General features: G+C 62.9%; 19 protein-coding genes. 8 read left to right on the top strand and 11 right to left on the bottom strand.

Annotation, left to right across the window (positions count from 1 at the left end):
* Complete coding sequence (locus NYQ83_RS11670; RefSeq protein WP_261214824.1) at nt 1-732, bottom strand: NAD-dependent epimerase/dehydratase family protein; 732 nt, start codon at nt 730-732, stop codon at nt 1-3.
* Nucleotides 733-801: 69 nt separating this feature from the next.
* Between NYQ83_RS11670 and NYQ83_RS11665 the strand changes: the two genes are divergently transcribed.
* Nucleotides 802-1,275, top strand: coding sequence for a MarR family winged helix-turn-helix transcriptional regulator (locus NYQ83_RS11665; RefSeq protein ID WP_261214823.1), 474 nt, complete (start codon nt 802-804; stop codon nt 1,273-1,275).
* A gap of 15 nt (nt 1,276-1,290) precedes the next feature.
* Here NYQ83_RS11665 and mtnA read toward each other — a convergent pair whose 3' ends face one another.
* Nucleotides 1,291-2,397, bottom strand: a complete 1,107-nt coding sequence (gene mtnA, locus NYQ83_RS11660) for an S-methyl-5-thioribose-1-phosphate isomerase (protein WP_261214821.1) — start codon at nt 2,395-2,397, stop codon at nt 1,291-1,293.
* 141 nt (nt 2,398-2,538) lie between these two features.
* Here mtnA and NYQ83_RS11655 point away from each other — a divergent pair, with 141 nt between their 5' ends.
* Nucleotides 2,539-3,210, top strand: coding sequence for a class II aldolase/adducin family protein (locus NYQ83_RS11655; protein ID WP_261214819.1), 672 nt, complete (start codon nt 2,539-2,541; stop codon nt 3,208-3,210).
* A gap of 62 nt (nt 3,211-3,272) precedes the next feature.
* Here the strand turns inward: NYQ83_RS11655 and NYQ83_RS11650 are convergent, their stop codons facing one another.
* The 4 genes from NYQ83_RS11650 to NYQ83_RS11635 form a co-directional block, all read right to left on the bottom strand.
* Nucleotides 3,273-4,931 (bottom strand): ABC transporter ATP-binding protein, encoded by a 1,659-nt coding sequence (locus tag NYQ83_RS11650; protein WP_261214817.1) that lies wholly within the window; start codon nt 4,929-4,931, stop codon nt 3,273-3,275.
* Between the two features lies 1 nt (nt 4,932).
* Entirely contained in the window at nt 4,933-6,066 is a 1,134-nt protein-coding gene (locus tag NYQ83_RS11645; protein WP_261214816.1) for an ABC transporter permease, read from the bottom strand.
* Between the two features lie 8 nt (nt 6,067-6,074).
* Nucleotides 6,075-6,998, bottom strand: coding sequence for an oligopeptide ABC transporter permease OppB (gene oppB, locus NYQ83_RS11640; RefSeq protein ID WP_261214814.1), 924 nt, complete (start codon nt 6,996-6,998; stop codon nt 6,075-6,077).
* Nucleotides 6,999-7,125: 127 nt separating this feature from the next.
* Nucleotides 7,126-8,712 (bottom strand): peptide ABC transporter substrate-binding protein, encoded by a 1,587-nt coding sequence (locus NYQ83_RS11635; protein ID WP_261214813.1) that lies wholly within the window; start codon nt 8,710-8,712, stop codon nt 7,126-7,128.
* Nucleotides 8,713-8,874: 162 nt separating this feature from the next.
* Here NYQ83_RS11635 and NYQ83_RS11630 point away from each other — a divergent pair, with 162 nt between their 5' ends.
* Nucleotides 8,875-9,591: a fumarylacetoacetate hydrolase family protein gene (locus NYQ83_RS11630; protein WP_261214812.1), complete on the top strand. Its 717-nt coding sequence runs from the start codon at nt 8,875-8,877 to the stop codon at nt 9,589-9,591.
* Nucleotides 9,592-9,600: 9 nt separating this feature from the next.
* On the opposite strand, the gene NYQ83_RS11625 is transcribed toward NYQ83_RS11630, so the two are convergent.
* Nucleotides 9,601-10,611 carry an NAD-dependent epimerase gene (locus NYQ83_RS11625; RefSeq protein ID WP_261214811.1) on the bottom strand — a complete coding sequence of 337 codons (1,011 nt, stop codon included), beginning with the start codon at nt 10,609-10,611 and terminating at the stop codon, nt 9,601-9,603.
* A 393-nt stretch (nt 10,612-11,004) separates the two neighbouring features.
* Between NYQ83_RS11625 and bchE the strand changes: the two genes are divergently transcribed.
* Nucleotides 11,005-12,774 (top strand): magnesium-protoporphyrin IX monomethyl ester anaerobic oxidative cyclase, encoded by a 1,770-nt coding sequence (gene bchE / locus NYQ83_RS11620; RefSeq protein WP_261214810.1) that lies wholly within the window; start codon nt 11,005-11,007, stop codon nt 12,772-12,774.
* A gap of 57 nt (nt 12,775-12,831) precedes the next feature.
* Nucleotides 12,832-13,452 (top strand): bacteriochlorophyll 4-vinyl reductase, encoded by a 621-nt coding sequence (bchJ, locus tag NYQ83_RS11615; protein WP_261214809.1) that lies wholly within the window; start codon nt 12,832-12,834, stop codon nt 13,450-13,452.
* A 95-nt stretch (nt 13,453-13,547) separates the two neighbouring features.
* On the opposite strand, the gene NYQ83_RS11610 is transcribed toward bchJ, so the two are convergent.
* The gene (locus NYQ83_RS11610; protein WP_261214808.1) at nt 13,548-16,307 is read right to left on the bottom strand and encodes a bifunctional acetate--CoA ligase family protein/GNAT family N-acetyltransferase; all 2,760 of its coding nucleotides are present in this window, start codon (nt 16,305-16,307) and stop codon (nt 13,548-13,550) included.
* Nucleotides 16,308-16,456: 149 nt separating this feature from the next.
* Here NYQ83_RS11610 and NYQ83_RS11605 point away from each other — a divergent pair, with 149 nt between their 5' ends.
* A complete protein-coding gene (locus tag NYQ83_RS11605; RefSeq protein WP_261215189.1) occupies nt 16,457-17,440 on the top strand; it encodes a zinc-dependent alcohol dehydrogenase family protein in 984 nt (327 codons plus the stop codon).
* Nucleotides 17,441-17,448: 8 nt separating this feature from the next.
* Here the strand turns inward: NYQ83_RS11605 and NYQ83_RS11600 are convergent, their stop codons facing one another.
* Nucleotides 17,449-19,020: an AAA family ATPase gene (locus tag NYQ83_RS11600; protein WP_261214806.1), complete on the bottom strand. Its 1,572-nt coding sequence runs from the start codon at nt 19,018-19,020 to the stop codon at nt 17,449-17,451.
* Nucleotides 19,021-19,279: 259 nt separating this feature from the next.
* Here NYQ83_RS11600 and mgrA point away from each other — a divergent pair, with 259 nt between their 5' ends.
* The gene (gene mgrA / locus NYQ83_RS11595) at nt 19,280-20,317 is read left to right on the top strand and encodes an L-glyceraldehyde 3-phosphate reductase (protein WP_261214804.1); all 1,038 of its coding nucleotides are present in this window, start codon (nt 19,280-19,282) and stop codon (nt 20,315-20,317) included.
* Nucleotides 20,318-20,327: 10 nt separating this feature from the next.
* Here mgrA and NYQ83_RS11590 read toward each other — a convergent pair whose 3' ends face one another.
* Nucleotides 20,328-21,044 carry a D-lyxose/D-mannose family sugar isomerase gene (locus NYQ83_RS11590; protein WP_261214802.1) on the bottom strand — a complete coding sequence of 239 codons (717 nt, stop codon included), beginning with the start codon at nt 21,042-21,044 and terminating at the stop codon, nt 20,328-20,330.
* A 30-nt stretch (nt 21,045-21,074) separates the two neighbouring features.
* Nucleotides 21,075-22,157 carry a LacI family transcriptional regulator gene (locus NYQ83_RS11585; RefSeq protein WP_164879559.1) on the bottom strand — a complete coding sequence of 361 codons (1,083 nt, stop codon included), beginning with the start codon at nt 22,155-22,157 and terminating at the stop codon, nt 21,075-21,077.
* A gap of 178 nt (nt 22,158-22,335) precedes the next feature.
* On the opposite strand from NYQ83_RS11585, the gene NYQ83_RS11580 reads away from it, so the two are divergent.
* Complete coding sequence (locus NYQ83_RS11580) at nt 22,336-23,598, top strand: ABC transporter substrate-binding protein (protein WP_261214799.1); 1,263 nt, start codon at nt 22,336-22,338, stop codon at nt 23,596-23,598.
* Nucleotides 23,599-23,667 lie beyond the last annotated feature (69 nt).

Genomic DNA, 23,667 nt, shown 5'->3' with positions numbered 1-23,667 from the left:
TCAGGGTTCTCCCATCCGCCAGTCGGCCGACCAGCCGAGGTCATATCTCGCCTTTTCGCTCAGAACCGCGCCGTCGTCCTCGGCGATGTTGTAGACGCCTGCTTTGCCGCTCTTGGCGGCGAGAAGAGCCGCATATGCCGCCGCGTCGACATGCACGGGCGCTGCCCCGGCCGCTTTGGCGAAGCCGGTTCCGGGGCCGTAAAGCCGTCCGTAGCGCAGGATCACACCTTCGAACGGAGCCGTGAGGACCTGCCTTTCCAAACTTGCCACGCCGTGCGCGGAAATGCCCACCCGGCCTGATGCCTCGATTGCGAGCGCATCGCCCTCCCGGTGCGGCAAAGGTCCATCTGCGTAGGCGAAGGCCACGCTTTGCGCGATGAAGCGCTGAACGTGTCCCGCCGTCGCGGCGGCGACGAGATTGCACGTGCCCTCGTCGCGGATACGGGCATTTCGTGCGGTCGCCTCTTCCATCTCCGCCGGATCGAGGCCGGGCGGAAGGTCGGTCAGTTGATGGATGACGATATCGGGCCTTGCGTGCGTAACGGCTTCTTCGAGGCATGCCGCGTCGAACACGTCGCCGACGACAGGCTCAGCCCCAAGTGCTGCAAGCTCTGCACATTTCTCTTTATGGCGTGTCAGACCAACGACCTGCCAAACTTGGGCTACGAGCATCGGAACCAGTCGGCGGCCGACCGCGCCGCTTGCTCCCGCCACAAAAACCTTTCCCGCCATACCGCACACCCTTTCGTGTCACCTGAACTTTGTTTATCATAGTTCTGATAATATATCAGGGTGCTGATAATGAGCAAGAGTGCCGATCAGACGAAATTGCCCGAGATTGGTGAGGGCAAACGCGGCGAGGGCGGATATCTTGGTTATCTGCTGCGACAGGCCGCTGCGGCCCATCGCCTGCGCATGGATCGCGCCCTGGCCGACCTTGAGGTCACGCCGCCACAATTTGCGGTGATGACGATGGTGAAAGCGTATCCGGGTCAGTCCAACGCCGACATCGCGCGTATGGCCCTCCTTACGCCCCAGACGACGAATGTGATCGTGGCGAACCTGGAGCGCGCCGGACATATCCAGCGCCGGCCGCACGAGGTGCATCGCAGGATTCTGCGGATCGACCTGACTCCATCTGGGAACGACCTACTGCAAGCTTGCCGTTCGCGCGTGCAGGCGGTGGAGGCGGAACTTGCTAAAGGCTTCAGCGAGGAAACCACAGCCGAAATCCGCCGCTGGTTGGTCGCCGTATCGCGGCTGAATGCGGGCTGACAGTGGGATCGCCGCTCAAGCCGCCACCCGCACCCTTTCCGGGAACGCTGCGGCGATTGCTTCGGGTGTCGGCTCGATGACGCCGCGTTCGGTCACGAGGCCGGTGACGAGGCGGGCGGGTGTCACGTCGAAGGCGTAATTGGCGACCGGTGAGCCGTCCGGCACGATTGTGACGGTTTCGATCTCTCCGGATGAAGTGCGGCCGGTGATTTTCGCCACTTCGTCGCCGGAGCGCTCTTCGATCGGGATTTCTTTGACGCCGTCATGGACGCGGAAATCGATCGTGGGCGAGGGCAGGCCGACATAAAACGGTACGGCATTGTCGCGGGCGGCGAGCGCCTTCAAATAGGTGCCGATCTTGTTGCAGACATCGCCGGAAGCCGTGGTGCGGTCGGTGCCGACGATCACCATGTCGACCAGCCCATGCTGCATGAGATGGCCGCCGGTGTTGTCGGCAATCACCGTATGCGGCACGCCGTGATGGCCGAGCTCCCAGGCGGTCAGCGAGGCGCCCTGGTTGCGGGGCCGCGTCTCGTCGACCCAGACATGGACGGGAATACCCGCCTCATGCGCCATATAAATCGGCGCGGTCGCGGTGCCCCAATCGACGGTCGCCAGCCAGCCGGCATTGCAATGGGTGAGGATGTTGACCGTCTCGCCCGGCCGCTTGCCGGCGCAGAGCGCCTCGATGATCGGAAGCCCCGCACGGCCGATGCCCCGGTTGATCTCCACGTCCTCGTCGGCGATCTCGGCGGCGCGCTCATAGGCGCGCGCCGGTCGCTCGCTCGGCGATAGCGGCGACAGGGCCTGCATCATCTCGTCGAGCGCCCAGCGGAGATTGATGGCCGTCGGGCGGGTGGCGTGAAGATGGTCGTAGGCGGCGAACAGGGCATCGTTGGAGGGATCGCTGCGGGCGGCGAGCGCCATGCCGTAGGCGGCGGTGGCGCCGATCAGGGGCGCACCGCGCACCAGCATGTCCTTGATGGCGGTTGCCGCGTCCTCCATCGTCTCAAGGCGTGCGATCTCGAAACGATGCGGCAGCTTCGTCTGGTCGATGATTTCGACGGTCTCGCCGTCGTCACTCAGCCAGATGGTGCGATAGGGCGTGCCATCGACCTGCATCTCGTCCTCCTGCAGAATGCTGAAAACATGGTCGGAGCGCCGCGCCGGCCTGTCAATGAGACGCAAAGGCCAGGTGCATCCCGGCGCGCCGCATGGCGGAACGTGCCGCTTCGTGATAGCGCCGAGACAGGAGGAAGTGCCATGAGCAAGACAGAGAAAGCGCTGAGGAAGGCGATCATTGCCGCCTGTCGCGAGATGAATTCAAGCGGCCTCAATCAGGGCACGGCGGGCAATATCTCCGCGCGCTACAAAGACCGGCTTTTGATCACGCCGAGCGGCATTCCCTATGACGAGCTGGAGCCGGAGATGATCGCGGCCCTGCCGCTCAATGGCGAATACGGCGCCTATGAGGGGCCGAACAAGCCGTCGAGCGAATGGCGGTTTCATCTCGACATTGCCAAGGCGCGGCCGGAGATCGGCGCCACCGTGCACACGCATGCACCCTATGCGACGACGCTCGCGATCGCGCGGCGCGACATCCCGGCCTGCCATTACATGGTGACGGCCTTCGGCGGAGCCGAGATCCGCTGCGCCCCCTATCGCAAATTCGGCTCCAAGGAATTGTCCGAGGTCGCGCTTGAAGCCCTTCAAGGGCGAAAAGGCTGCCTTCTCGCCAATCACGGCATGATCGCCATCGGCGCCGATCTGGAGCGGGCGATGTGGCTTGCCGTCGAGCTCGAAGCGCTCGCCCGGCATTATTACCAGGCTCTTCTGATCGGTGGCCCGGTGCTTTTGTCTGAACACGAGATTGCCGAAGCCGGCGAGCTCATGTCCGGCTACGGACTTGCCGTGGAGCTGGCGCGCGACGCGTAAGACGCCGCGCGCGTATTTTATTCACGGAACCGGCCCGGGCGGCACGCCTGGGGCCGGGAGGCTTAGGACGCCTCCGCCTCTTGCGTTGCAGCGGCCTCCTGTTCGGCCTCTCTGCGGGCCTCCTGGCTCATGAAGGCCGCCGCCATCAGCTCTTTCGTATAGTCCTTCTGCGGGCGGGCGAAGACGTCTTCCGTCAGCCCTTCTTCCACGACCTTGCCTTCCTTCATGACGATGACGGTGTCGGCCAGCGCCCGCACCACCGAGAGATCGTGGCTGATGAAGAGATAGGAGAGGTTGTGCTCGCGCTGCAATTTGCGCAACAGGTCGACGATCTCCTTCTGCACCGAGCGATCGAGTGCCGAGGTCGGCTCATCGAGGACGAGCACTTTCGGCTTCAAGATCATCGCACGGGCGATCGCGATCCTCTGCCGCTGGCCGCCTGAGAATTCGTGCGGATAGCGGTTGCGCATCGACGGATCGAGTTGCACCTCCTTGAGCGCCTCCACAGCACGGCGGTCGCGTTCTTTGCGGCCGAGCTCCGGCTCGTGGACGAGAAGCCCTTCGGTGATGATCTGCCCGACCGTGAGACGCGGCGACAGCGACCCGTAGGGATCCTGGAAGACGATCTGCAATTGCCGGCGCAGAGGGCGGTCGCGGCGAAGATCCGCACCGGTCAGATCCTGACCCTCGAAGATGATTTCGCCGCGGCTTGAAATGAGGCGCAACAGCGCGCGCCCGAGCGTCGATTTGCCGGAGCCCGATTCGCCCACGATGCCGATCGTCTGGCCTTGCCTCAGCGTCAAAGAGAGGTTGTCGACGGCTTTCAATTCGAAGGAATTCTTGCCGAAGAGCCCCTCTTTGATCTTGAAGGAGACGGAGACGCCGCGCCCCTGAAGGAGGACGGGCGCTGTCTCCGGGACCGGCTCCTTGTGTCCCTCCGGCTCGGCGGCCAGAAGCATCTTCGTATAGGGGTGCTGCGGACGCACGAAGATCTCGCTGACGGCACCCTGTTCCACCACTTCGCCGGCGCGCATGACATAGACGCGGTCCGCAAAACGGCGAACGATGCCGAGATCGTGGGTGATGAAGACGATCGCCATGCCGAGCCGGTCCTGGAGATCCTTCAGGAGCCTGAGGATTTCCGCCTGGATCGTCACGTCGAGGGCGGTCGTCGGTTCGTCGGCGATGAGAATGTCGGGATCATTGGCGAGCGCCATGGCGATCATGACGCGCTGGCGCTGGCCGCCTGACATCTCATGCGGATAGGCGTCGAGACGCCGCTCGGCATTGGGGATGCGCACGAGCTTCAGAAGTTCGAGCGCCTTTGCCCGCGCTGCCTTGGGGCTCAGCCCACCGTGATGGATCATCGGTTCGGCGATCTGCCGGCCGATCCTGTAGAGCGGGTCGAGCGAAGACATCGGCTCCTGAAAGATCATGGTGATCTTGTCGCCGCGGATGCGGTTGAGCCGACGCGGAGAGAGACGCAGAAGGTCCTCGCCGCGATAGAGCGCTTCGCCGCTGGCACGGCCGTTGGAGGCCAGAAGCCCCATCAGCGACATCACCGTCTGGCTCTTGCCGGAGCCGGATTCGCCGACGATGGCGACGGTTTCGCCGGAGGCGACATCGAAATTGACGCCGCGGACGGCATCGACCTGACCGTCGGCGAGCGTGAAGCTCACCTTGAGATCGCGCACGGACAGCACGTTTTCGGTGGTGCTCATGTCAGCGGTCCTTCGGATCGAGCGCGTCGCGCAGGCCATCGCCGATGAAGTTCAGCGAAAACAGGATGAGGGCGAGAGCGATGGAGGGATAAAGCAGGAGCCAGCTGGCCCCCTGCATGTTCTTGGCACCTTCAGAAATGAGCACGCCGAGGCTCGTCAGCGGTTCCTGAACGCCGAGGCCGAGGAAGGAGAGGAAACTCTCCAGGAGGATCACTTTCGGTACCAGAAGCGTCATGTAGACGGCGACCGGACCCAAAACGTTCGGAATGATGTGACGGCGCACGATCCCTGCGTTGGAGACGCCCAGCGCCTCCGCCGCCTCGACGAATTCACGCCGCTTCAAGCTCAAGGTTTGGCCACGCACGATACGCGCCATGTCGAGCCATTCGATCGCGCCGACGGCGATGAACATCAGCACGAAATTGCGCCCGAAGAAGACCACGAGCAGAATGACGAAGAAGATGAACGGCAGCGAATAAAGCACGTCGACGAGGCGCATCATGACGTTGTCGACGCGTCCACCCAGATATCCGGCAGTGGCGCCGTAGGCGACCCCGATCATCAGGGCGACGACCGTCGCCAGAAGTCCGATGGCGAGCGAGATGCGGATCGCCATGAAGATTCGCGCCAGGAGGTCGCGTCCGTTGCCGTCGGTGCCGGCTATGAAATAAAGCCGCGCGACATCCGCTTCGAGCACGGCAGAACGGCCATCGGCCGACGTCTCCGTGATCTTGGCGTTGGAGAAGAGGTCAGAGCGGTCGACATAGCGCGTGATACGCGGATCGACCTCGTCATCATCGGTGATCTCGGCGCGCACTTTATCGCCTTCGACCTCGACGGAGGCGACGTCGACATGGGCGCGTGAGAGCGAGCGTTCCATTTCCGGCACGATGCGCTCTTCATGCGGATAGGCCTCGAGGCTCGCCGGCACGCGCACATATTCCGAATAGACGCGGTCATAAGGATGCGGCCATACGAGAGGCCCGACGAGCGATGCGACAGCCATGACGACGAGAATGAACAGGCTGGTCATCGCCGCCTTGTTTCGGCGGAGGCGCACCAGCGCGTCCTGCCACAGCGAGCGGCCGGAGACCGTCGGCTCGTCGAGTGTGATGGGTTCTTCAGTGATCGACATGTTCGGGCTCAATCGTAGCGGACGCGCGGATCGAGCCACGCATAGACAAGGTCGACGATCATGTTGAACACGACCACGAAGATGGAGACGACCACGACCGTGCCCATGACGAGCGTGTAGTCGCGGTTGAGTGCCGCCTGGACGAAATAGCGACCGACGCCCGGAATGCCGAAGATCGTTTCAACGACAATCGAGCCGGTCAGAAGCGCCGCGGCGGCGGGGCCGAGATAGGAGACGACCGGCAGAATGGCCGCCCGCAGGGCATGCACCATGACGACGACGCGCGTCGGCAGGCCATAGGCGCGCACCGTGCGCACATGATCCGAGCGCAAGGCCTCGATCATGGCGCCGCGGATGAGGCGCGCGACGATGGCGATCTGCGGCAGGGCGAGCGTGACAATGGGCAGGATCTTGTTGGGAAAGGCGCCATTGCCCCAACCGCCGGCGGGAAGCCAGCCGAGCGACACGCCGAAAATCAAGGACAGCACCGGTGCTATGACGAAGGGGGGAATGGTGATGCCGAACGTGGCGACGCCGACCACGAGATAATCGATCGTGGAATTCTGCTTCAGCGCGGCGATCGAGCCCAAGACCGTGCCGATGATGAGGGCGAGTGTGAGCGCCGATGCGCCAAGCTGAATCGACACCGGCAGGCCAGCGGCGAAAAGATCGCCCACGGAGAAGTCACGGTAGACGAAGCTCGGTCCGAGATCGCCGTGCAGCAGGTTGCTCAGGTAGAGCAGATATTGTCGCCAGAGCGGTTCGTCGAGGTGATAGATGCGGTTCAAATTCTCCATCACCTTGGCTTCGAGGGGACGTTCCAGATTGAACGGTCCGCCCGGTGCCACGCGCATCAGGAAAAACGATATCGTTATGATGACAAAGAGCGTCGGAATGGCCGTCGCCATCCGGCGCAAAACATAGCTCAGCATCGCCGCTCCGTCGGTGGAAGGCGAAGCCTGCCCATCAGTTCAGGCAGCTTCTATGATTGCAGAAAAACCCAGACGAGGCTCAGGGTTCCCGCACATCCTGTGCGCGGGAACCTCTGCGTCAGCCCGATTACTGCTCGAGGGACATCCACCGCGTTCCGTGGACGTTGACGAGGTTGTCCTCCCAACCTTGCAGTTTGTCTGAAACCAGGCTGAGGGAGGAGTAATAGAGGATCGGGATGAAGGGCAGGTCGCGCATGAAGATCGTCTCGGCCTGCTTCAGGACTTCAGCGCGCTCGTCGAGGTCGCTGGTCTCTTCGGCCTTCTCCATCAGCGCATCATATTCCGGGTTGTTGTAGTTTGCGTAGTTGAAGCCCGGATTGTTGCTCTCCACCAGGAACAGGAAGTTCTGCGGGTCGGAATAATCGCCGATCCAGCCGGCACGCGCGATGTCGAAGTCGCCCTTGTCTCGCAGATAGGCGTAATGGGTGGCGCCATCCGCGGTCACGAAAGTCGTCTTCACACCGATATTCTTCCACATATCGGCGATCGCGGTCGCCGTGTTCTGGTGGTTCTCGCCGGTATTGTAGCGAATCTCGACGCTCAGCGGATTGTCTTTTCCGTAACCGGCCTCTTCGAGCAGCTCGATGGCTTTGTCTTCGCGGTCGAGCGGATCCATGTCCTTGTAATCGGCATAGGCTGGCTCGCCGTAATTGCCGATGCCCGGAGGAACCAGCGAATAGGCGGGCAGCATGGCGCCGGCCCAGATCTCGTCCGCGATGAATTCGCGGTCGATCGCCATCGACAGCGCCTGACGGACGCGCACGTCGGAAAGCTTCTCCTTGTCGGCCTTCACGGCATAATAATAGTTGCCGAGATACGGAACGATGTGGACTTCGTCGCCCAGGGTATCCTTCACATACTTCATCTGCTCGGTCGGAATGTCGGAGCAGGATTGCACTTCGCCGGCCTCGAAGCGCCGCAGGCAGGCTGAGCGATCCTCGAAGGGAATGTAGATCACCTTGTCGATGGCGACGTTGTCGGCATCATGGAAATTCTTGTTCTTGACGAGGACGATACGCGAATTCGGCGTGAATTCCTGGAGCGTATAGGCGCCGTTCGAGACCATGTTCTCCGGCTGCACGAAATCGGTGCCGAACTCCTTCACCGCCGGGGGATAGACGGGCAGGCTGGTCTGATGCGTCAGCAGCTCGAGGAAATACGGCGTCTGGTTTTCCAGTGTGAACTGGAGCGTGTGTTCGTCGAGCGCCTTGACGCCGATCTCTTCGGGCGGAACCTTACCGGAATTGGCCGCTTCGGCGTTTTTGATCGGATAGAGGATGTTGGCGTATTTGGCGCCGGTCTCCGGGTCGATGATCCTCTGATAAGAGAAGACGAAATCTTCCGCCGTCAGAGGTTCACCGTTCGACCATCTGGCATCGTCGCGCAGGTGGAAGGTCCAGGTCAGACCGTCATCCGATGTCTCCCAGCTCTCCGCAACGCCCGGGACGACTTTGGCTGAAGAGCTGTAGACGACGAGGCCTTCATAAAGGTCACGTAGGACATTCGCTTCCGAGATGGTCGACGTTTTGTGCTGATCGAGCGTCTCGGGGTCGGCGTCGTTGCCGCGTGTATAAGTGACCTCGGCGCTGGCGCTCGCGGCCATCAATGCTACCGCCGCTGCGCCCAGAACGAACCTGGACAACAATCTGCGCATTCCTGATCCTCCTTGAGAGGGCGGACTTCAAAAGCCCAGCCTAACGTGCGGGGACACTACGCGCGGAATCGATTGTATGGCAACTTGCCGCCACGGAAGCGTCGAAATCCTGTGCCGCGGTGTCCACAGGCCTGTCGCCGCACGCGCAAAGGAGGCGCCCTTATGAGCCCATCGCAGGAGAAGCCTGGTTTCGTCTTCCCGCCGCCGCCCACGGTCGGTGTGCCGATTGCGACAGACGCGGCGATTTTCCCGGTGCGGCGTATCTTCTGCGTCGGTCGCAATTATGCCGACCATGCGCGGGAAATGGGCGCCGAGGTCGATCGCGAGGCACCGTTCTATTTCACCAAGCCCGCCGATGCGGTCGCTTTGTCGGGAGCGACGATCGCCTATCCGCCGGGCACGCAGGATTGCCATTACGAAGGAGAGTTCGTGGTGGCGCTCGGCGGTCCTGCCTTTCAAGTTTCGCTGGATGAGGCGATGGGTTGCGTCTTCGGCTATGCCTCCGGCATCGATTTGACGCGGCGCGACCTGCAGGGCGCGGCAAAGGCCAAAGGGCGGCCGTGGGATCTCGGCAAGGCGTTCGAGAATTCCGCCCCGATCGCGCCGATCATGCCAGCGTCCGATTTCGGTGCGATCGGCGAGCAGACGCTCACAACGCGCGTCAATGGCGAGGTGCGGCAGCAGGCGAGACTGTCCGATATGGTCTGGAGCGTGCCGGAGCTGATCGCCCATCTGTCACGCTATTATCACCTGGAGCCCGGCGATCTCCTCTATACGGGCACGCCCGCCGGCGTCGGGGCGGTGAAGCCGGGCGACAAATTGTCCGTTCAGATCGAGGGGCTCGAGGAGCTCGCCATCGCGATCGGGCCGGCGGAATGACCACGCCGCTCAGGCTTGGCCGTAAAAATCCCGGTACCAGGCGATGAAACGGGCGATGCCTTCCTTGATCGGCGTCTTCGGCCGATAGCCGAGATCGTCGGCGAGGGCCTCGATATCGGCATAGGTGGTGGGCACATCGCCAGGCTGCATCGGCAGGAAGATCTTTTTCGCCTCGCGGCCGAGCGCTTCTTCGATGGCGGCGATGAAATCCATGAGCTCGACCGGCTGGTTGTTGCCGATGTTGTAGAGCCGGTAGGGCGCCGAGGAGGAGGCGGGGTTCGGCGCGGCGCTGTCCCATCGCCCGTCCGGCTCGGCCGCATGATCGAGCACCCGCACCACGCCTTCGACGATGTCGTCGATATAGGTGAAATCGCGGGAATGGTGGCCGTTGTTGAAGATCTCGATCGGTTCACCGGCGAGGATTTTTTGCGTGAACAGGAAAAGCGACATGTCCGGGCGGCCCCACGGGCCGTAGACGGTGAAGAAGCGTAACCCCGTTACCGGCAGGCGATAGAGATGCGCATAGGAATGCGCCATCAGTTCGTTCGCCTTCTTCGTCGCCGCATACAGGCTGAGCGGATGATCGACGTTCTGGGCGACGCTGAACGGCATCGCCGTGTTGGCGCCATAGACGGAGCTCGACGAGGCGAAGGCGAGATGGACGACGCCATTGTGGCGGCAACCTTCGAGGACGTTGAGGAAGCCGACGAGATTGGCGTCGGCATAGGCGTGCGGATTGGTGAGACCGTATCGCACGCCCGCCTGTGCCGCGAGATGGATGACGCGGTCCGGCCGTTCCTCGGCGAAAAGAGCGGCGCTGCCTTCGCGATCGGCGAGATCGAGGCGGTGAAATTGGAAGCCCGGTATGGATTGAAGGCGGGCAAGCCGCGCTTCTTTCAGGGTCACGTCGTAATAATCGTTGAGATTGTCGACGCCGATCACCGTGTCACCGCGAGCAAGAAGACGCTGCGCCGTGTGGAAGCCTATGAAGCCGGCGGCGCCCGTGACGAGAACTTTCATCGCGCGCGACCTCTCGTGACGGACGGGAGGGGCTGCGGAACTTTGACAGCGCGGCCTTGGGCCGTGGCACAGGAAAACATGGGACGGGTCTTCGATCGCGGGTGCCGGAGCCCCGGCTCCTAACACCGGGCGTGCGGCAGGCAAAGAGCTACGGCTTCCGAAGATGTCTCGATCCGCGGCGACTTACCGCAAGGATGCGGCGCTTCTGCCTCTCGCGCCGCCGCTGAAACAGTGTCAATTCCGCGCGACAGATACGTGCGACCACGTCCAGACCGACCTTCAAGTGGGTGCAAGAAAGCCCGCTCTGCGTGTCATTTGATCGACATCAAAGTGAAGTGTCACGCAGACCTTACAATGGAAACTGTCAAGCGACCTCTCCCGGAGACGGAATCGATGCGCATTCTCATGATTCATCCGAACTACCATTCTGGTGGCGCGGAGATCGCAGGTAACTGGCCACCCGCATGGGTTGCTTATCTGGCGGGCGCTCTGAAAACGGCCGGTTTTACCGATATCCGTTTCATTGATGCGATGACCGACCGTATCGAGGATGAGGAGCTCAGACGTATCATCCGCGAGGAGAAGCCGGACGTCGTCGGCGCCACCTCGATCACGCCGTCCATCTATAAGGCCGAGCGTGTCCTTCAGATCGCGAAGGAAGAGCATCCGAACGCGTTGACCATCATCGGCGGCGTGCATGCGAGCTTCATGTATCGCCAGGTCCTGACCGAGGCGCCGTGGATCGACGCCATCATCCGGGGCGAGGGCGAGGCCGTCATCGTCAATGTGATGAAGGCGCTTCAAAGCGGCGACTGGACCGAAGCGCGGTCGAAGGTTCTCGGCATCGCCTATAGCGACGGCGATCAGGTCGTCGCGACGCCGGCCGAGCCGCCGATCGCCGATGTCGACACGATCAAGCCGGACTGGAGCGTGCTCGACTGGGAAAAGTATATCTATATCCCGCTCAACACGCGCGTCGCCGTGCCGAACTTTGCGCGCGGCTGCCCCTTCACCTGCTCGTTCTGCTCGCAGTGGAAATTCTGGCGCAACTACCGTGTCCGCGACCCGCTCAAGGTCGTCGACGAGATCGAGGATCTGGTGCGCAACCACGGGGTCGGATTCTTCATCCTGGCCGACGAAGAGCCCACCATTCACCGCAAGAAGTTCATCCGCTTCTGCGAAGAGATGGTGAAGCGCGACCTGCCGGTTCTGTGGGGCATCAACACGCGCGTTACCGACGTCATCCGCGACGAGAAGCTTCTGCCGCTCTATCGCAAGGCCGGCCTCATCCACGTGTCGCTCGGCACGGAAGCCGCTGCGCAGCTGAAGCTCGATCTCTTCAACAAGGAGACGACGGTCGCACAGAACAAACGCGCCGTTCAGCTTCTCAAGAAGAACGGCATCATGGCGGAGGCGCAGTTCATCGTCGGTCTCGACAACGAGACGCCGGAGACGCTGGAAGAAACCTACCGCATGGTGATCGACTGGGGCGCGGAGATGGCCAACTGGTCCATGTACACGCCGTGGCCGTTTGCCGATCTTTTCCAGGAACTCGGCGATAAGGTCGAGATCTTCGACTACGAGAAGTACAACTTCGTCACGCCGATCGTGAAGCCGGCGGCGATGGATCGGGCGACCCTGCTCGATCGTGTCATGCACAATTACCGCCGCTTCTACATGCGCAAGATGCTGTTCCACTATCCGTGGATCCGCGACAAGACCTTGCGGCGTTACATGATGGGCTGCCTGAAGGCCTTCATGCGGTCGGGCATGCGGCGTGAGTTCTACGATCTCGGTCGTGTGAATTACTGGGGTCCGCAGTCGAAGAAGAAGGTCGATTTCGGTTTCGACGAGACCCGCACGCTCGATCGGCGCCAGCTTGCCGATCTGAAGAGCGCGCCGCCGCCGCGCAAACTGAAGAAGAAGCGGGTTCCTGCAGAGGTCGCCGCCAACGGTGTGAACGGCGCCAATGGTGCCAACGGTCATGCCGAGGAGATCGACGAGGGCGATCAGTACGACGAGGCGGTGATGACGCCGGCCGCCGTCAGCGCTTGCGGTGCTCCGAAGGGACTTCCGGAGGATGGAGACGATTACGATGAGGCGATCACCTCATCCAATCCCGCTCCGGCCGAGACGGAGAAGCCGCGGGCGACAGTGCATTAGGGCGCGGCTATGGCCGTGACCGACGAGCCGACGCGAGTCGGGGGGCGAGAGCGGGACGTGAGCGCGGTTTCGGCTGCGGATCACGTCCCGTCTCAACCGGCCGCGCGAATTGGACCCAATGCCATCATCCGCATGGATGAGGCGTTGAACGCCATTGTGGGGCGAGAGGCCTGCCAGAGCGTGTTCGCTCAGGCGGGCCTTTTGCATTATCTCGATGCTCCGCCGACCGAAATGGTCGATGAGCGGGAGGTGATGCGCCTCCATGATGCGGCGCTTGCCGTTCTGGCCCCGCAGGAGGCCGAGGACGCCGCCTTCCACGCCGGAGAATTGACCGCGACCTATCTCCTGGCGCGCCGCATTCCGAAGCCTTTCCAGCGTATCATGCCGTTTCTGCCGCCCTGGCTCAGGGCACGGCTATTCCTCGCGGCGATCCGGCGCCATGCGTGGACCTTCGTCGGCAGCGGTGCCGTCACCTTCGTGCCGAGCCATCCGGTCGTTGTGTCGATCGCAGGCGGGCCGGTCCGGGGAACGCCGACCGACGCCGTACTCCTTGCCTATTACAGCGGCTGTTTCCAGGAGCTTTTCCGCAGCCTCGTCCACCGCGGAACGCGGGCCGTCGTGCGGAATGAGGGGGAGGGCTTCCAGCCGCGGGTCGTCTTCGACTTGCGCTGGCGTTAAGCCGCCGAGATCGCCTCGGACGGAAAATCGGATCAGGCAAAATGAAAACGGGCGCCCTTCGAGGCGCCCGTTTCCGTTTGGTTTTGAAGTGCCGTTTATGACGGGATCAGCCGCGGGCGCTGCGATCCGACGGAGGCTTCCGCCTCTTCTTCGGAGGCAGGGGCCTCAAGATGGATGACCACATGGCGCAGGCCGTCGGCTTCGGGGCTCGAGACGGCGACGAAGCCAAGCTCTCGACACATCGACAGCATCGTGTGGTTTTCCGGCAGGATGACGCCGTAAAGCCGTTCGATGCCATCGGCCGCCGCATATTCGATGATCTGCTTCATCAACAGCCAGCCGATGCCGCGGCCCTTCATGTCGCTTCGGACGGTCACCGCATATTCGGCCTCGACATGATCGGGATCTGCGGCAAGTCGCGAAACGCCGAGAAGCTCGCCCGATTCCGGATCGAGTGCGACGAAGGCCATGTCGCGCGCATAGTCGATCTGGGTCAGCCGCGCGATCATCTCTTCCGGCAGCGTCTTCAGCGGTGCGAGGAAGCGCATGCGGATGTCCTCGGGCGACAATTTGCCGAGGAATTCCGGGTAGAGATGCACGTCCGTCGGCATCAGAGGCCGCAGGATCACGCTGGCACCGCTGGCGAGGTCCGCCGTGCTGTCCCAGCCGCTCGGATACGGACGGATCGCCATGTCGCGGTTCGGCCCGGATTTGTGCACCTGCTTGGGATCGAAAGCGACGCGCGCATCGAGCGCCACCACCCCGTCGCTTGAAGCGAGAAGCGGGTTGATGTCGAGCGACGTGATCGAAGGCAGGTCGACCGCCATCTGCGAGAGGCGGATGAGGCTCAGCTCCAGCGCATTCATGTCGGCGGGGGGAATGTCCCGGTAGCCGTCGAGAAGGCGCGAGATGCGGGTCTGCTCGATGAGATCGCGGGCAAGGTTGCGATCGAGCGGCGGCAGGCCCGTGGCGCTGTCGGCAATGACTTCGACGGCCGTTCCGCCGGCGCCGAAGACGATCGTCGGGCCGAACAACGGGTCGTTGCCGATGCCGACGATCAGCTCATGGGCCGCCGTGCGACGGATCATCGGCTGCACGGTGAAGCCCTCGATATGCGCGTCGGGCCGGCTGCGTTCGACCCGCTTGGTGATGATGCGCACAGCGTTGACGGCTTCTTCGGGCGTCGAAAGGTTGAGAACGACGCCGCCGACATCGGATTTGTGCGTGATCTCGGCAGACAGGAGTTTCACGACGACCGCCTTGTGGTCGCGCAAGAGCTCCCGCGCCGTCTCTTCGACCTCTTCGATCGTGCGAGCGATCACAGTCTTGACGATCGGAATGCCGAAGGCCGCGAGAACCTCCTTGGCTTCCGGCTCCGTCAGGACGCTGCGGCCTTCCTCCGCCGCCTTCACCATGACGGCCCGGGCGCGCTCCGCATCCCAGGTGAAATCATCCGGCAGGCTCGGTGGCGTGCGCATCAACAGGGCCTGAGCCTTGTGCCAGTCGGTCAGGTAGCCGACGCTGCGGATCGCGTCCGAGGGGCTGAGGAAGGTCGCGACACCTGCTGCGCGCAGCCTCTCGCGTGCCTTCATCACCGTCTCACCGCCGAGCCAGCAGGTCAGAACCGGCTTGGGGTAGGGATGGCGGGCACGGTCGGCTTTGACGGTCGAGATGACAGCTTCGGCGGCGCCATCTGCGGAAGAAAGTGCTGTCGGGCAATTGAGCACGAGAAGCGCATCGACGTTCGGGTCGGCAAGGGCCGCCTCCGTCGCCGCTACATAGCGCTCGGGCGGAGCGTCGCCGATCAGGTCCATCGGGTTGGTGCGCGACCAGGTCGGCGGCATCACCTTGTCGAGTTCTTCGATCGTCTCCGGGGACAGTTCGGCGAGGACGCCACCCTCATCCATCAGCTGGTCGACGGCGAGCACGCCCACGCCGCCACCATTGGTGACGATAGCGACGCGCCGGCTCTTGGTTGGTTTGAGGCGCGTCAGGGTTTCTGCGGCGTCGAAGAGTTGTTCGATCTGCCCGACCCGCAGAAGACCGGCGCGGCGGAAGGCGGCGTCGGCAACCGCATCGGCGCCGGAGATCGCTCCGGTGTGGGTGAGGGCAGCCTTGGCTGCGGCCGCGTGGCGGCCAGCCTTGACGACGACGATCGGCTTGGCGCGCGAGGCGGCGCGGGCGGCGGACATGAATTTCCGACCGTGCGGGACGGTCTCCAGATACATCAGGATCGCCGTCGTATCGCGGTCCGTCGCAAGCTGGTTGAGGCAGTCGCCGACATCGACGTCGCCCATATTGCCGAGCGTGATGATCTTCGAGAAGCCGATGGCGTGATTGCCCGCCCAGTCGATGATCGAGGAGGCGATGGCGCCTGATTGCGACAATAGAGCAAGGCGACCCGGACGCGGCGAAATGTGCGAGAAGCTCGCGTTGAGCCCGATATGCGGCAGGAAGATGCCGAAGCAGTTCGGGCCGATGATGCGCAGGGTGTAAGGCCGGGCGGCGTCGAGCATGGCCTGCATCAGGCCGTTGCCTTCCTCGATGCCGGCCGTCAGCACGACGGCGGCGCGGGTGCCCTTTTCTCCGAGCTCTTTGATCAGGCCGGGCACGGCTTCCGGCGGCGTGGCGATGATGGCGAGGTCGGGTGCGTCGGGCAGATCCTTGATCGAGGGGAAGCAGCGTTCGCCGTCGATCGAGGGATATTTCGGATTGACGGTCCAGATCGGGCCCTTGAACCCAGCGCTGTGGAGATTGGCGAGCACTTTGGCCCCGACGGAGCCAGGGCGGGGCGTTGCACCGATAAGAGCGACCGAAGTCGGTGCGAAGGCCTTGTCCAGGTTGCGGATGGTCATGGAAATGTTCCTTGCGGATGCGCTGCCGTTCTATGCTCCTAACGAGGCGCGGCTTTGACCGGCGTCAAGCCAGAGAGTGGCAACAACGTGAAATTTACCGCGGTGCAGCATTTTCCACCGGATGGCGGAGGGTGATCATGACGGCGACGATGCGCGCAATGGTTTTGGAGCGGCCCGGCGCTCTTCTCCTCTTAAAGGATCTTGCCCGCCCACGGCCAGGACCTGGCGAGGTGCTGATTGAGATTTCCGCCTGCGGGGTGTGCCGAACCGATCTGCATATGGTCGATGGGGAGCTCCAAAACCCCAAACTGCCGCTCATTCCCGGTCACGAAATCGTTGGCCGTGTGGCGGCGTGCGGCGGGAGTGTCAGCGGATTCAAAGAGGGCGATCGCGTCGGCGTTCCCTGGCTCGGCCACACCTGCGGAACTTGCAGCTATTGCCGTTCGGGACAGGAGAACCTCTGCGACCGTCCGGGCTTCACCGGCTACACGATCGATGGCGGTTATGCCGAGTTCTGCGTGGCCGATGCGCATTTCGTCTTTCCTCTCGGCGAGTGGGGAGCGGATGCGGAGATGGCGCCGCTTCTGTGCGCCGGGCTCATCGGTCATCGCTGCCTCAGGATGGCGGGAGAGGCCGAACGTCTCGGCCTTTATGGCTTTGGCGCTGCCGCGCATATCGTGGCGCAGGTGGCCCGCCACCAGGGACGCTCGGTCTATGCCTTCACCCGACGGGGGGACCTCAAAGCGCAGGCTTTTGCGCGAGAGCTCGGCGCCGTGTGGGCCGGTGATTCCTCCGATCAACCCCCGGACGAACTCGATGCGGCCATCATCTTCGCCCCGGTGGGCGCGCTCGTTCCTGCAGCCTTGAAGGCGGTGAAGAAAGGTGGAGTTGTCGTCTGCGGCGGCATCCATATGAGCGACATTCCGAGCTTTCCCTACGAACTCTTGTGGGGCGAGCGTGTCGTCCGCTCGGTCGCCAATCTCACACGCGCCGACGGCGATGAATTCCTGGCGCTGGCGCCCGAGGTGCCGGTGCGAACGACGACGGTTTCCTATCCGTTGGACAGAGCCAATGACGCTCTTACGGACTTACGATCGGGGGCACTCACCGGGGCCGCCGTCCTGATTCCTTGAGCGGCGCGTTATCGATCGGCGGAGAAGCCGAGAGTTTTCAGGGCTCGGGCAACGGAATCGTCCACGCTTCCTGTCACGGTGAGGCGCGGCCACGCGATCTCGCCGATCTCGTAGCCCGTCTGGCGGCGGACGATTTCGGCCGTGGCGTCGGATGCGTCGTTGCTGCGATGGCGCACGCGGTCGATCAGGGTCTCGATGGGTGCCTCGAGCCAAAGGCCCACGAAATCGGCGCCATTTTCCCTGGCGACGATCTCCACCTGTCGCCGCTCCTCCGGTGTCGCGTGGACGGCATCGACGATGACGCTCGCGCCGGCCTTCAAGGCACGCTCCGCCTTGTGCCAGAGCGTGTCGAAGACGCGGGAGGTGAAATCCGACGCATACGCGCTGTCCGGAAGACGTTCCGTCTCGCCGACTCCGGCGAGGCGCTTGCGCTCGATATCGCTTCGAAGATGCACCGCGCCCGGTGCGCGACCGAATTGCGGCGCGATACGCGCGGCAAGGGTCGTCTTGCCGGAGCCTGAAAGCCCGCCGATCGCCACGAGGCGTGGCCGTACCGGCTGAAGGAACGCTTCTGCGGCAGCAAAATACCGGCGGGCTTCGGCTGCCTTTGCCGTTTTTTCCTCCCCGTCGAGGTGAGGAAGCGCGGCGGCGATGACCTTGGAGCGGATGGTGGCACGGATGGAGAGAAACAAGGGCAGGGCCGCGAGCCCGTCGATCTCGGATGCATCGCTGCCCCACAGATAGCGGTTCATGACGATGTTCGCTTCGCGGTGGAGGCCGCGCTCCCACAAATCCATGAGGAGGAAGCCGAGGTCGTAGAGGACGTCGCCTGTTGCGATCGCTTCGTCGAATTCGACCGCGTCGAAGATCGTCGGTTTGTCCGCAATCAGGACGATGTTGCGCAGATGCAGATCGCCGTGACAGCGGCGCACGAAGCCGGCCTCTCCGCGCGCCTGGAGGAGCGGTGTGAGCGCGGCAAGGGCCGTTTCCGAGGCCTCGGTCAGAGCGGCAGCTCGGTCCTGTGGATAGAGCTCGGGATTTTCGGCGTAGGCCTCGCTGTTCTGCTCGAGATAGGAGGCGAGGGAGGCGATCGCCGGACCGGTGTCGCGCCTGGGCGCGCGCTGATGGGCGGCGAGGATTTCTTTGACGAGAGACTTCAACAGCTCCTGGGGAAGTCCCTGCTTTTCGGCGATGAGATCGAGGGTCTTTGTCTCGTCGAAGCGGCGCATATGGACCGCCCATTCGATGGGCTCGCCGTCGCCTCCGAGCGTCAGCGCGTCGCCATCACGGGTGATTGCCACGATACCGAGATAGATGTCCGGTGCGGCTTCCTTGTTGACGGCGATTTCCCGCTCGCAGGCAGTCTTGCGCAATGCGAGCGTGGAGTAATCCATGAAGGGAAATTTGACGGCGCGCTTCAGCTTGTAGACGTCCTCGCCGGCAAGGAAAACGACCGCACCATGCGTGTCGATGCGCTTGATCTCGTTTTCAAGGCCGTGGGTCGCGGGATCGGCAAGGAAGGCGAAGACGGCGCTTTGATCTTCCACGACATGTGCCGGCAAGTCGCTGTTCTGGTTCATTCCGTTCCCGTTCTTTGCATTCCAGCCGGCGCAGCCCGTCAGGTGCCGATCGTCCCGACCCCTCATATCGCGGGGCTTTCGCAGGGTCATCCTTTTCGCGTCCGACTTTGGTGAGGAAGCTATGGCCGTGCCTCGGTCCTGCTGCGGGTGTCGTCTCCTGCGACCATGCGCTATGTCCTCCAAGACAATTTGCGTGATGCTCCGCGCCGATGGGGTTTCTCAGGGGCACGCGTCGACTGGACACATGAGGGGAGAGGTGATGACGAGCGCAAGCTACCGGCCCGCGCCGAACCGCTACGAAGACATGACGTATAGCCGCTGTGGCAAGAGCGGGCTTCTGCTGCCGGCCCTGTCGCTCGGCCTTTGGCACAATTTCGGTGAAGACGCGCGCGAGGACGTAGCGCGGGCGATCTGCCGGACGGCCTTCGATCAGGGCATCACCCATTTCGACCTCGCCAACAATTACGGCCCGCCCCCGGGTGCTGCGGAAGTGTTCTTCGGGCGGATGCTGAAAAGCGATTTCGCCGCGCACCGCCACGAACTCGTCATCTCCACAAAGGCGGGCTACCGCATGTGGCCCGGGCCCTATGGCGAATGGGGAAGCCGCAAATACCTTCTGTCGAGCCTCGATCAGAGCCTGAAGCGTCTCGGGCTCGACTATGTCGATATCTTCTACTCGCACCGTTTCGATCCGGAGACGCCGCTCGAGGAGACGATGGGCGCGCTCGCCTCGGCCGTGCAGCAGGGCAAGGCGCTCTATGTCGGGCTGTCCTCTTACAATTCTGAGCGCACGCGCGAGGCGGTGGCCATCCTGCGCGAGATGCGCGTGCCCTGCCTCATCCATCAGCCGAGCTACTCGCTCATCAACCGCTGGATCGAGGAGGACGGACTTCTCGATACGCTGCAGGGAGAGGGCATGGGTACGATCGTCTTCTCGCCGCTCGCTCAGGGCATGCTGACCAACAAATATCTCGGCGGGGTGCCGAAGGAGAGCCGTGCCGCGCAAGACAAGACGCTCTCCTCCGACTTCTTGAGTGACGACAATCTGAGCCGTATCCGCGGCCTCAACGAGATCGCCCAGCGTCGCGGCCAGAGCCTGGCGCAGATGGCGATCTCCTGGGTTTTGCGCGACCCGCGGGTGACAACGGCGCTGATCGGCGCGAGCCGTCCCGAACAGGTGAGCGAGCTCGTCGATGCGCTCGAGAAACGCAAATTCTCTCAGCAGGAGCTTTCCGACATCGACCGCTATGCCGTCGAAGGCGGGGTCAATCTGTGGGCGCGCTCGGCGGAGAGGTGAGCGGCCGCGCTTACGAGCCGGCGACCGCCCGGCCCGAGGCGTTTTCCAGCCAGGCCGGATAATCGGAGACGAGGAGGTGCAACGGCTCCTCGTCCTCCTCGATCGTTGAAAAACGGCTGACGGGATCGCGGAAAATGTTGTCCGTCAGGTCGTCGTTGACGGTGGAGACTTCGCCGATGAGCGTGTCTTTGCCTTCCGCCCAGAAGGCGTGCCACATGCCTGGCCGCAAGGTGACGCTTTCTCCCGGTTGCAGCAGCAATGTTCCGCCCGCCGGCAGGCGGCGCCAGATCCCGTCGGTCGCGACCAGCACTTCGGCTTCCTGGTCGATGTTGCCGTCCGGATCGGAGGCAAACAGCTCGAGTGCCAGCGTGCCGCCGCCGCGGTTGATGATGTCTTCCGCCTTGATCACGTGGCGATGCATCGGAGAGATCTGATCGCGCCGCGAGATCATGATCTTTTCCGCATAGAGCATGCCGCAGCCGCGGGCGAGATCGGCCGTGTCGCCGTTTCTGACGGTGAAGAGGAAAAGCCCGAGCTTATCGAAATCGCCACCGCCGTAATCGGTGATGTCCCAGCCGAGGCGGCCGGAGACGATGCCTTCGATCTCGCTCAGCCGCGCCTGCATTTCCTTCGGGCGCCAATAGGCAAAGGGCGGCAGCAGAAAGCCGAAAGAGCGGATGAATTCGTCCGACTGCCTGATGATGGCGTTGATGTCTGAGCGTCGCATGGGTGCCTCTGAGGAGTGCTTAGGCTTAAATCACAGCGTGTGCTTTCCGGCACAGGGACGGCCGGTGCGCTGACGGAAGCCCGGGGTGGCGAGGGAGGTGAGGGTGTCCACCGGCGCTCCGCGCATGCGCGCGAGCAGGAAGCTTGCGAGTTCCTTGCCGGCGAGGACTAGGTCTTCGCAAAAGGAATCGATCGGCGGCCAGACGTTGTCGAGGAGATCCGAGGTTTCCTTGGCGACCACATCGACGTCGCGGCCGACGATGCGCCCCGCATCGTTGAGGCCCGCCATCAGCGCAACCGAGCGGGTTTCGCTGGCGCAGATGAAGCCGTCGAAGGGGTTTTCCGCCTCGCCAAGCCGCATCGCCGCCTTGCGGAATGCTTGCGACCTTGAATCGAGATCGAGCCCCGGCATCAGGTCATGCTGGACCCGGGCGCGATCTGCCGCTTCCCGGAAGCCTTTCAGCATGAACTCCGCATATGTGAATTCCGGGCGCGGCGTGACGAGCGCAAGCCGCTTGCGGCCGCGCGCGACGAGGTGCTCCACGGCGAGCCGGGCAAACGTCTCGTTGTCGAAATCATGGAAGGGATGCGGATGGCCGAGCCGAGTCCTGCCGTGCGTGACGAAAGGCATGCCGCGCTCCAAAAGGAGCTTCACGCGCGGATCCTGCGGCCGCGTATGGGTGAAGATCACGCCATCTGCGGCTGCCGTCTCCGCGATATAGGTGATCGGCTCCATCGGGTCGCTGCCCATCACCTGTGGAAAGACGACGAGATGGTAGGGCGTGTCGCGCAAAATCTCCGAAATGCCGAAGATCATGCGGCGGGCGAATTCGGCGATCGCGTCGCTTTGATCGAGGACGAGAGCGATGACGAGGGTCTTGCCGGTGCGCAGCCGAATCCCCGCCCGGTCGGGTCTATAGCCGATCTCCTCAGCAAGAGCGCGCACTCTTGCCTTCGTCTCAACCGAAAGTTCTGGAGCATCCTTCAGGGCGCGCGAAACCGTCGTGACACCAAGCCCTGTCAGTTCCGCCAAAGTGCGCAAAGTGGGGCGCGCAAAGCTGTCTTGTTTCTTGTTATCGCTGATCTTTCGGAACTCGGGCCGCTTTGGCGGCATGTCTTCGCCTCCTGATGGGGGTGGCATCCTATGCCGCGCATTCCCGCTTCTGCAAACGGCTTGTAGCGTTTGACTTGCGGCGATCTGTAACGTTACAGATTGGACTACCGCCGCGGTCGGTTCGAGCAATCGGCCGGAAGCCACACGACGGTGGATTATTCGGGAGGTTTTCCAACTCATGTACAAGAAATTCGTATCGACGTTCGCTGGCCTTGCCACTGGCGCGGCGTTGTTTGTGGGAAGTGCTGCGGCTCAAGAGACCGTGGAAGTGCTGCATTGGTGGACCGCCGGCGGTGAAGCTGCAGCGCTCAACGTTCTGAAGAAACAGCTCGAAGAAGAAGGCGTCACCTGGGAAGACATGCCTGTGGCCGGCGGCTCGGGCGTCCAGGCGATGACCGTGCTGCGCTCTCGCGTGACTTCAGGCAATGCGCCGACTGCCGTGCAGATGCTTGGCTACGACATCACCGAATGGGCCGACCAGGGCGTGGTCGCCGATCTTTCCGATCTCGCGTCGAAGGAAAACTGGGACAACGTCGTTCCGACCGCTCTGCAGAAATTCTCCAAGAACAGCGAAGGCCAGTGGATCGCCGCGCCGGTCGACGTGCATTCGACGAACTGGATGTGGGCCAACAAGAAGATCTTCGACGAGGTCGGTGTCGAAGGCGACATTAAGGACTGGGATCAGCTGATCCAGGTTCTCGATAAGATCAAGGAAGCTGGCTACACCCCGATCGCCTATGGCGGTCAGCCCTGGCAGGACGCGACCGTGTTTGAAGCCGTCGTGCTCGCCACGGGCGGTCCGGATTTCTACCAGAAAGCGCTCAACGATTTCGACGAAGAGGCGCTCGGCTCCGATACGATGAAGCAGGCCTTCGACCGGATGTCGAAGCTTCACGAATATGTCGATCCGAACTTCTCCGGCCGCGACTGGAACCTCGCCACCGCCATGGTCATCAATGGCAAGGCCGCGCTTCAGTTCATGGGTGACTGGGCGAAGGGTGAGTTCCTGCGCGCCGACATGAAGCCGGGCGAGGACTTTGTCTGCCAGCGCTTCCCCGGCACGGAAGGCTCGGTTCTCTTCAACTCCGACCAGTTCGTGATGTTCAAGGTGGGCGAAGACAAGCGCGACGCGCAGCTGAAGCTCGCTTCCGCCGTCATGTCGCCGGAATTCCAGATCGCCTTCAACAAGGTGAAGGGCTCCGTGCCGGCGCGGACCGACATTGCGCCGGACGAGTTCGATGCCTGCGGTCAGAAAGGCATGAAGCAGCTCGCCGAGGCCAATGACAACAACCATCTCTATGGTTCGCTCGCGCATGGCTATGGCGCGCCGTCTGCCGTGAAGAATGCCGTCTTCGACGTCGTCACGGCGCATTTCAACGGCGAGTACACGTCCGAGGAGGCCGTTCAGGCTCTCGTCGACGCCGTTGCGTCGGCCCGCTGACGCTTCTGATGATTTCGCCCCGGCCGCCTCAGGCCGGGGTTTCCCATCATCTTCAGCGTTGAGGGCGCC

The organism is Afifella sp. JA880, assembly GCF_025379905.1.
Classification (GTDB): Bacteria; Pseudomonadota; Alphaproteobacteria; order Rhizobiales; family Afifellaceae; genus Afifella; species Afifella aestuarii.
This window is presented reverse-complemented; position numbering and strand designations above follow the sequence as displayed.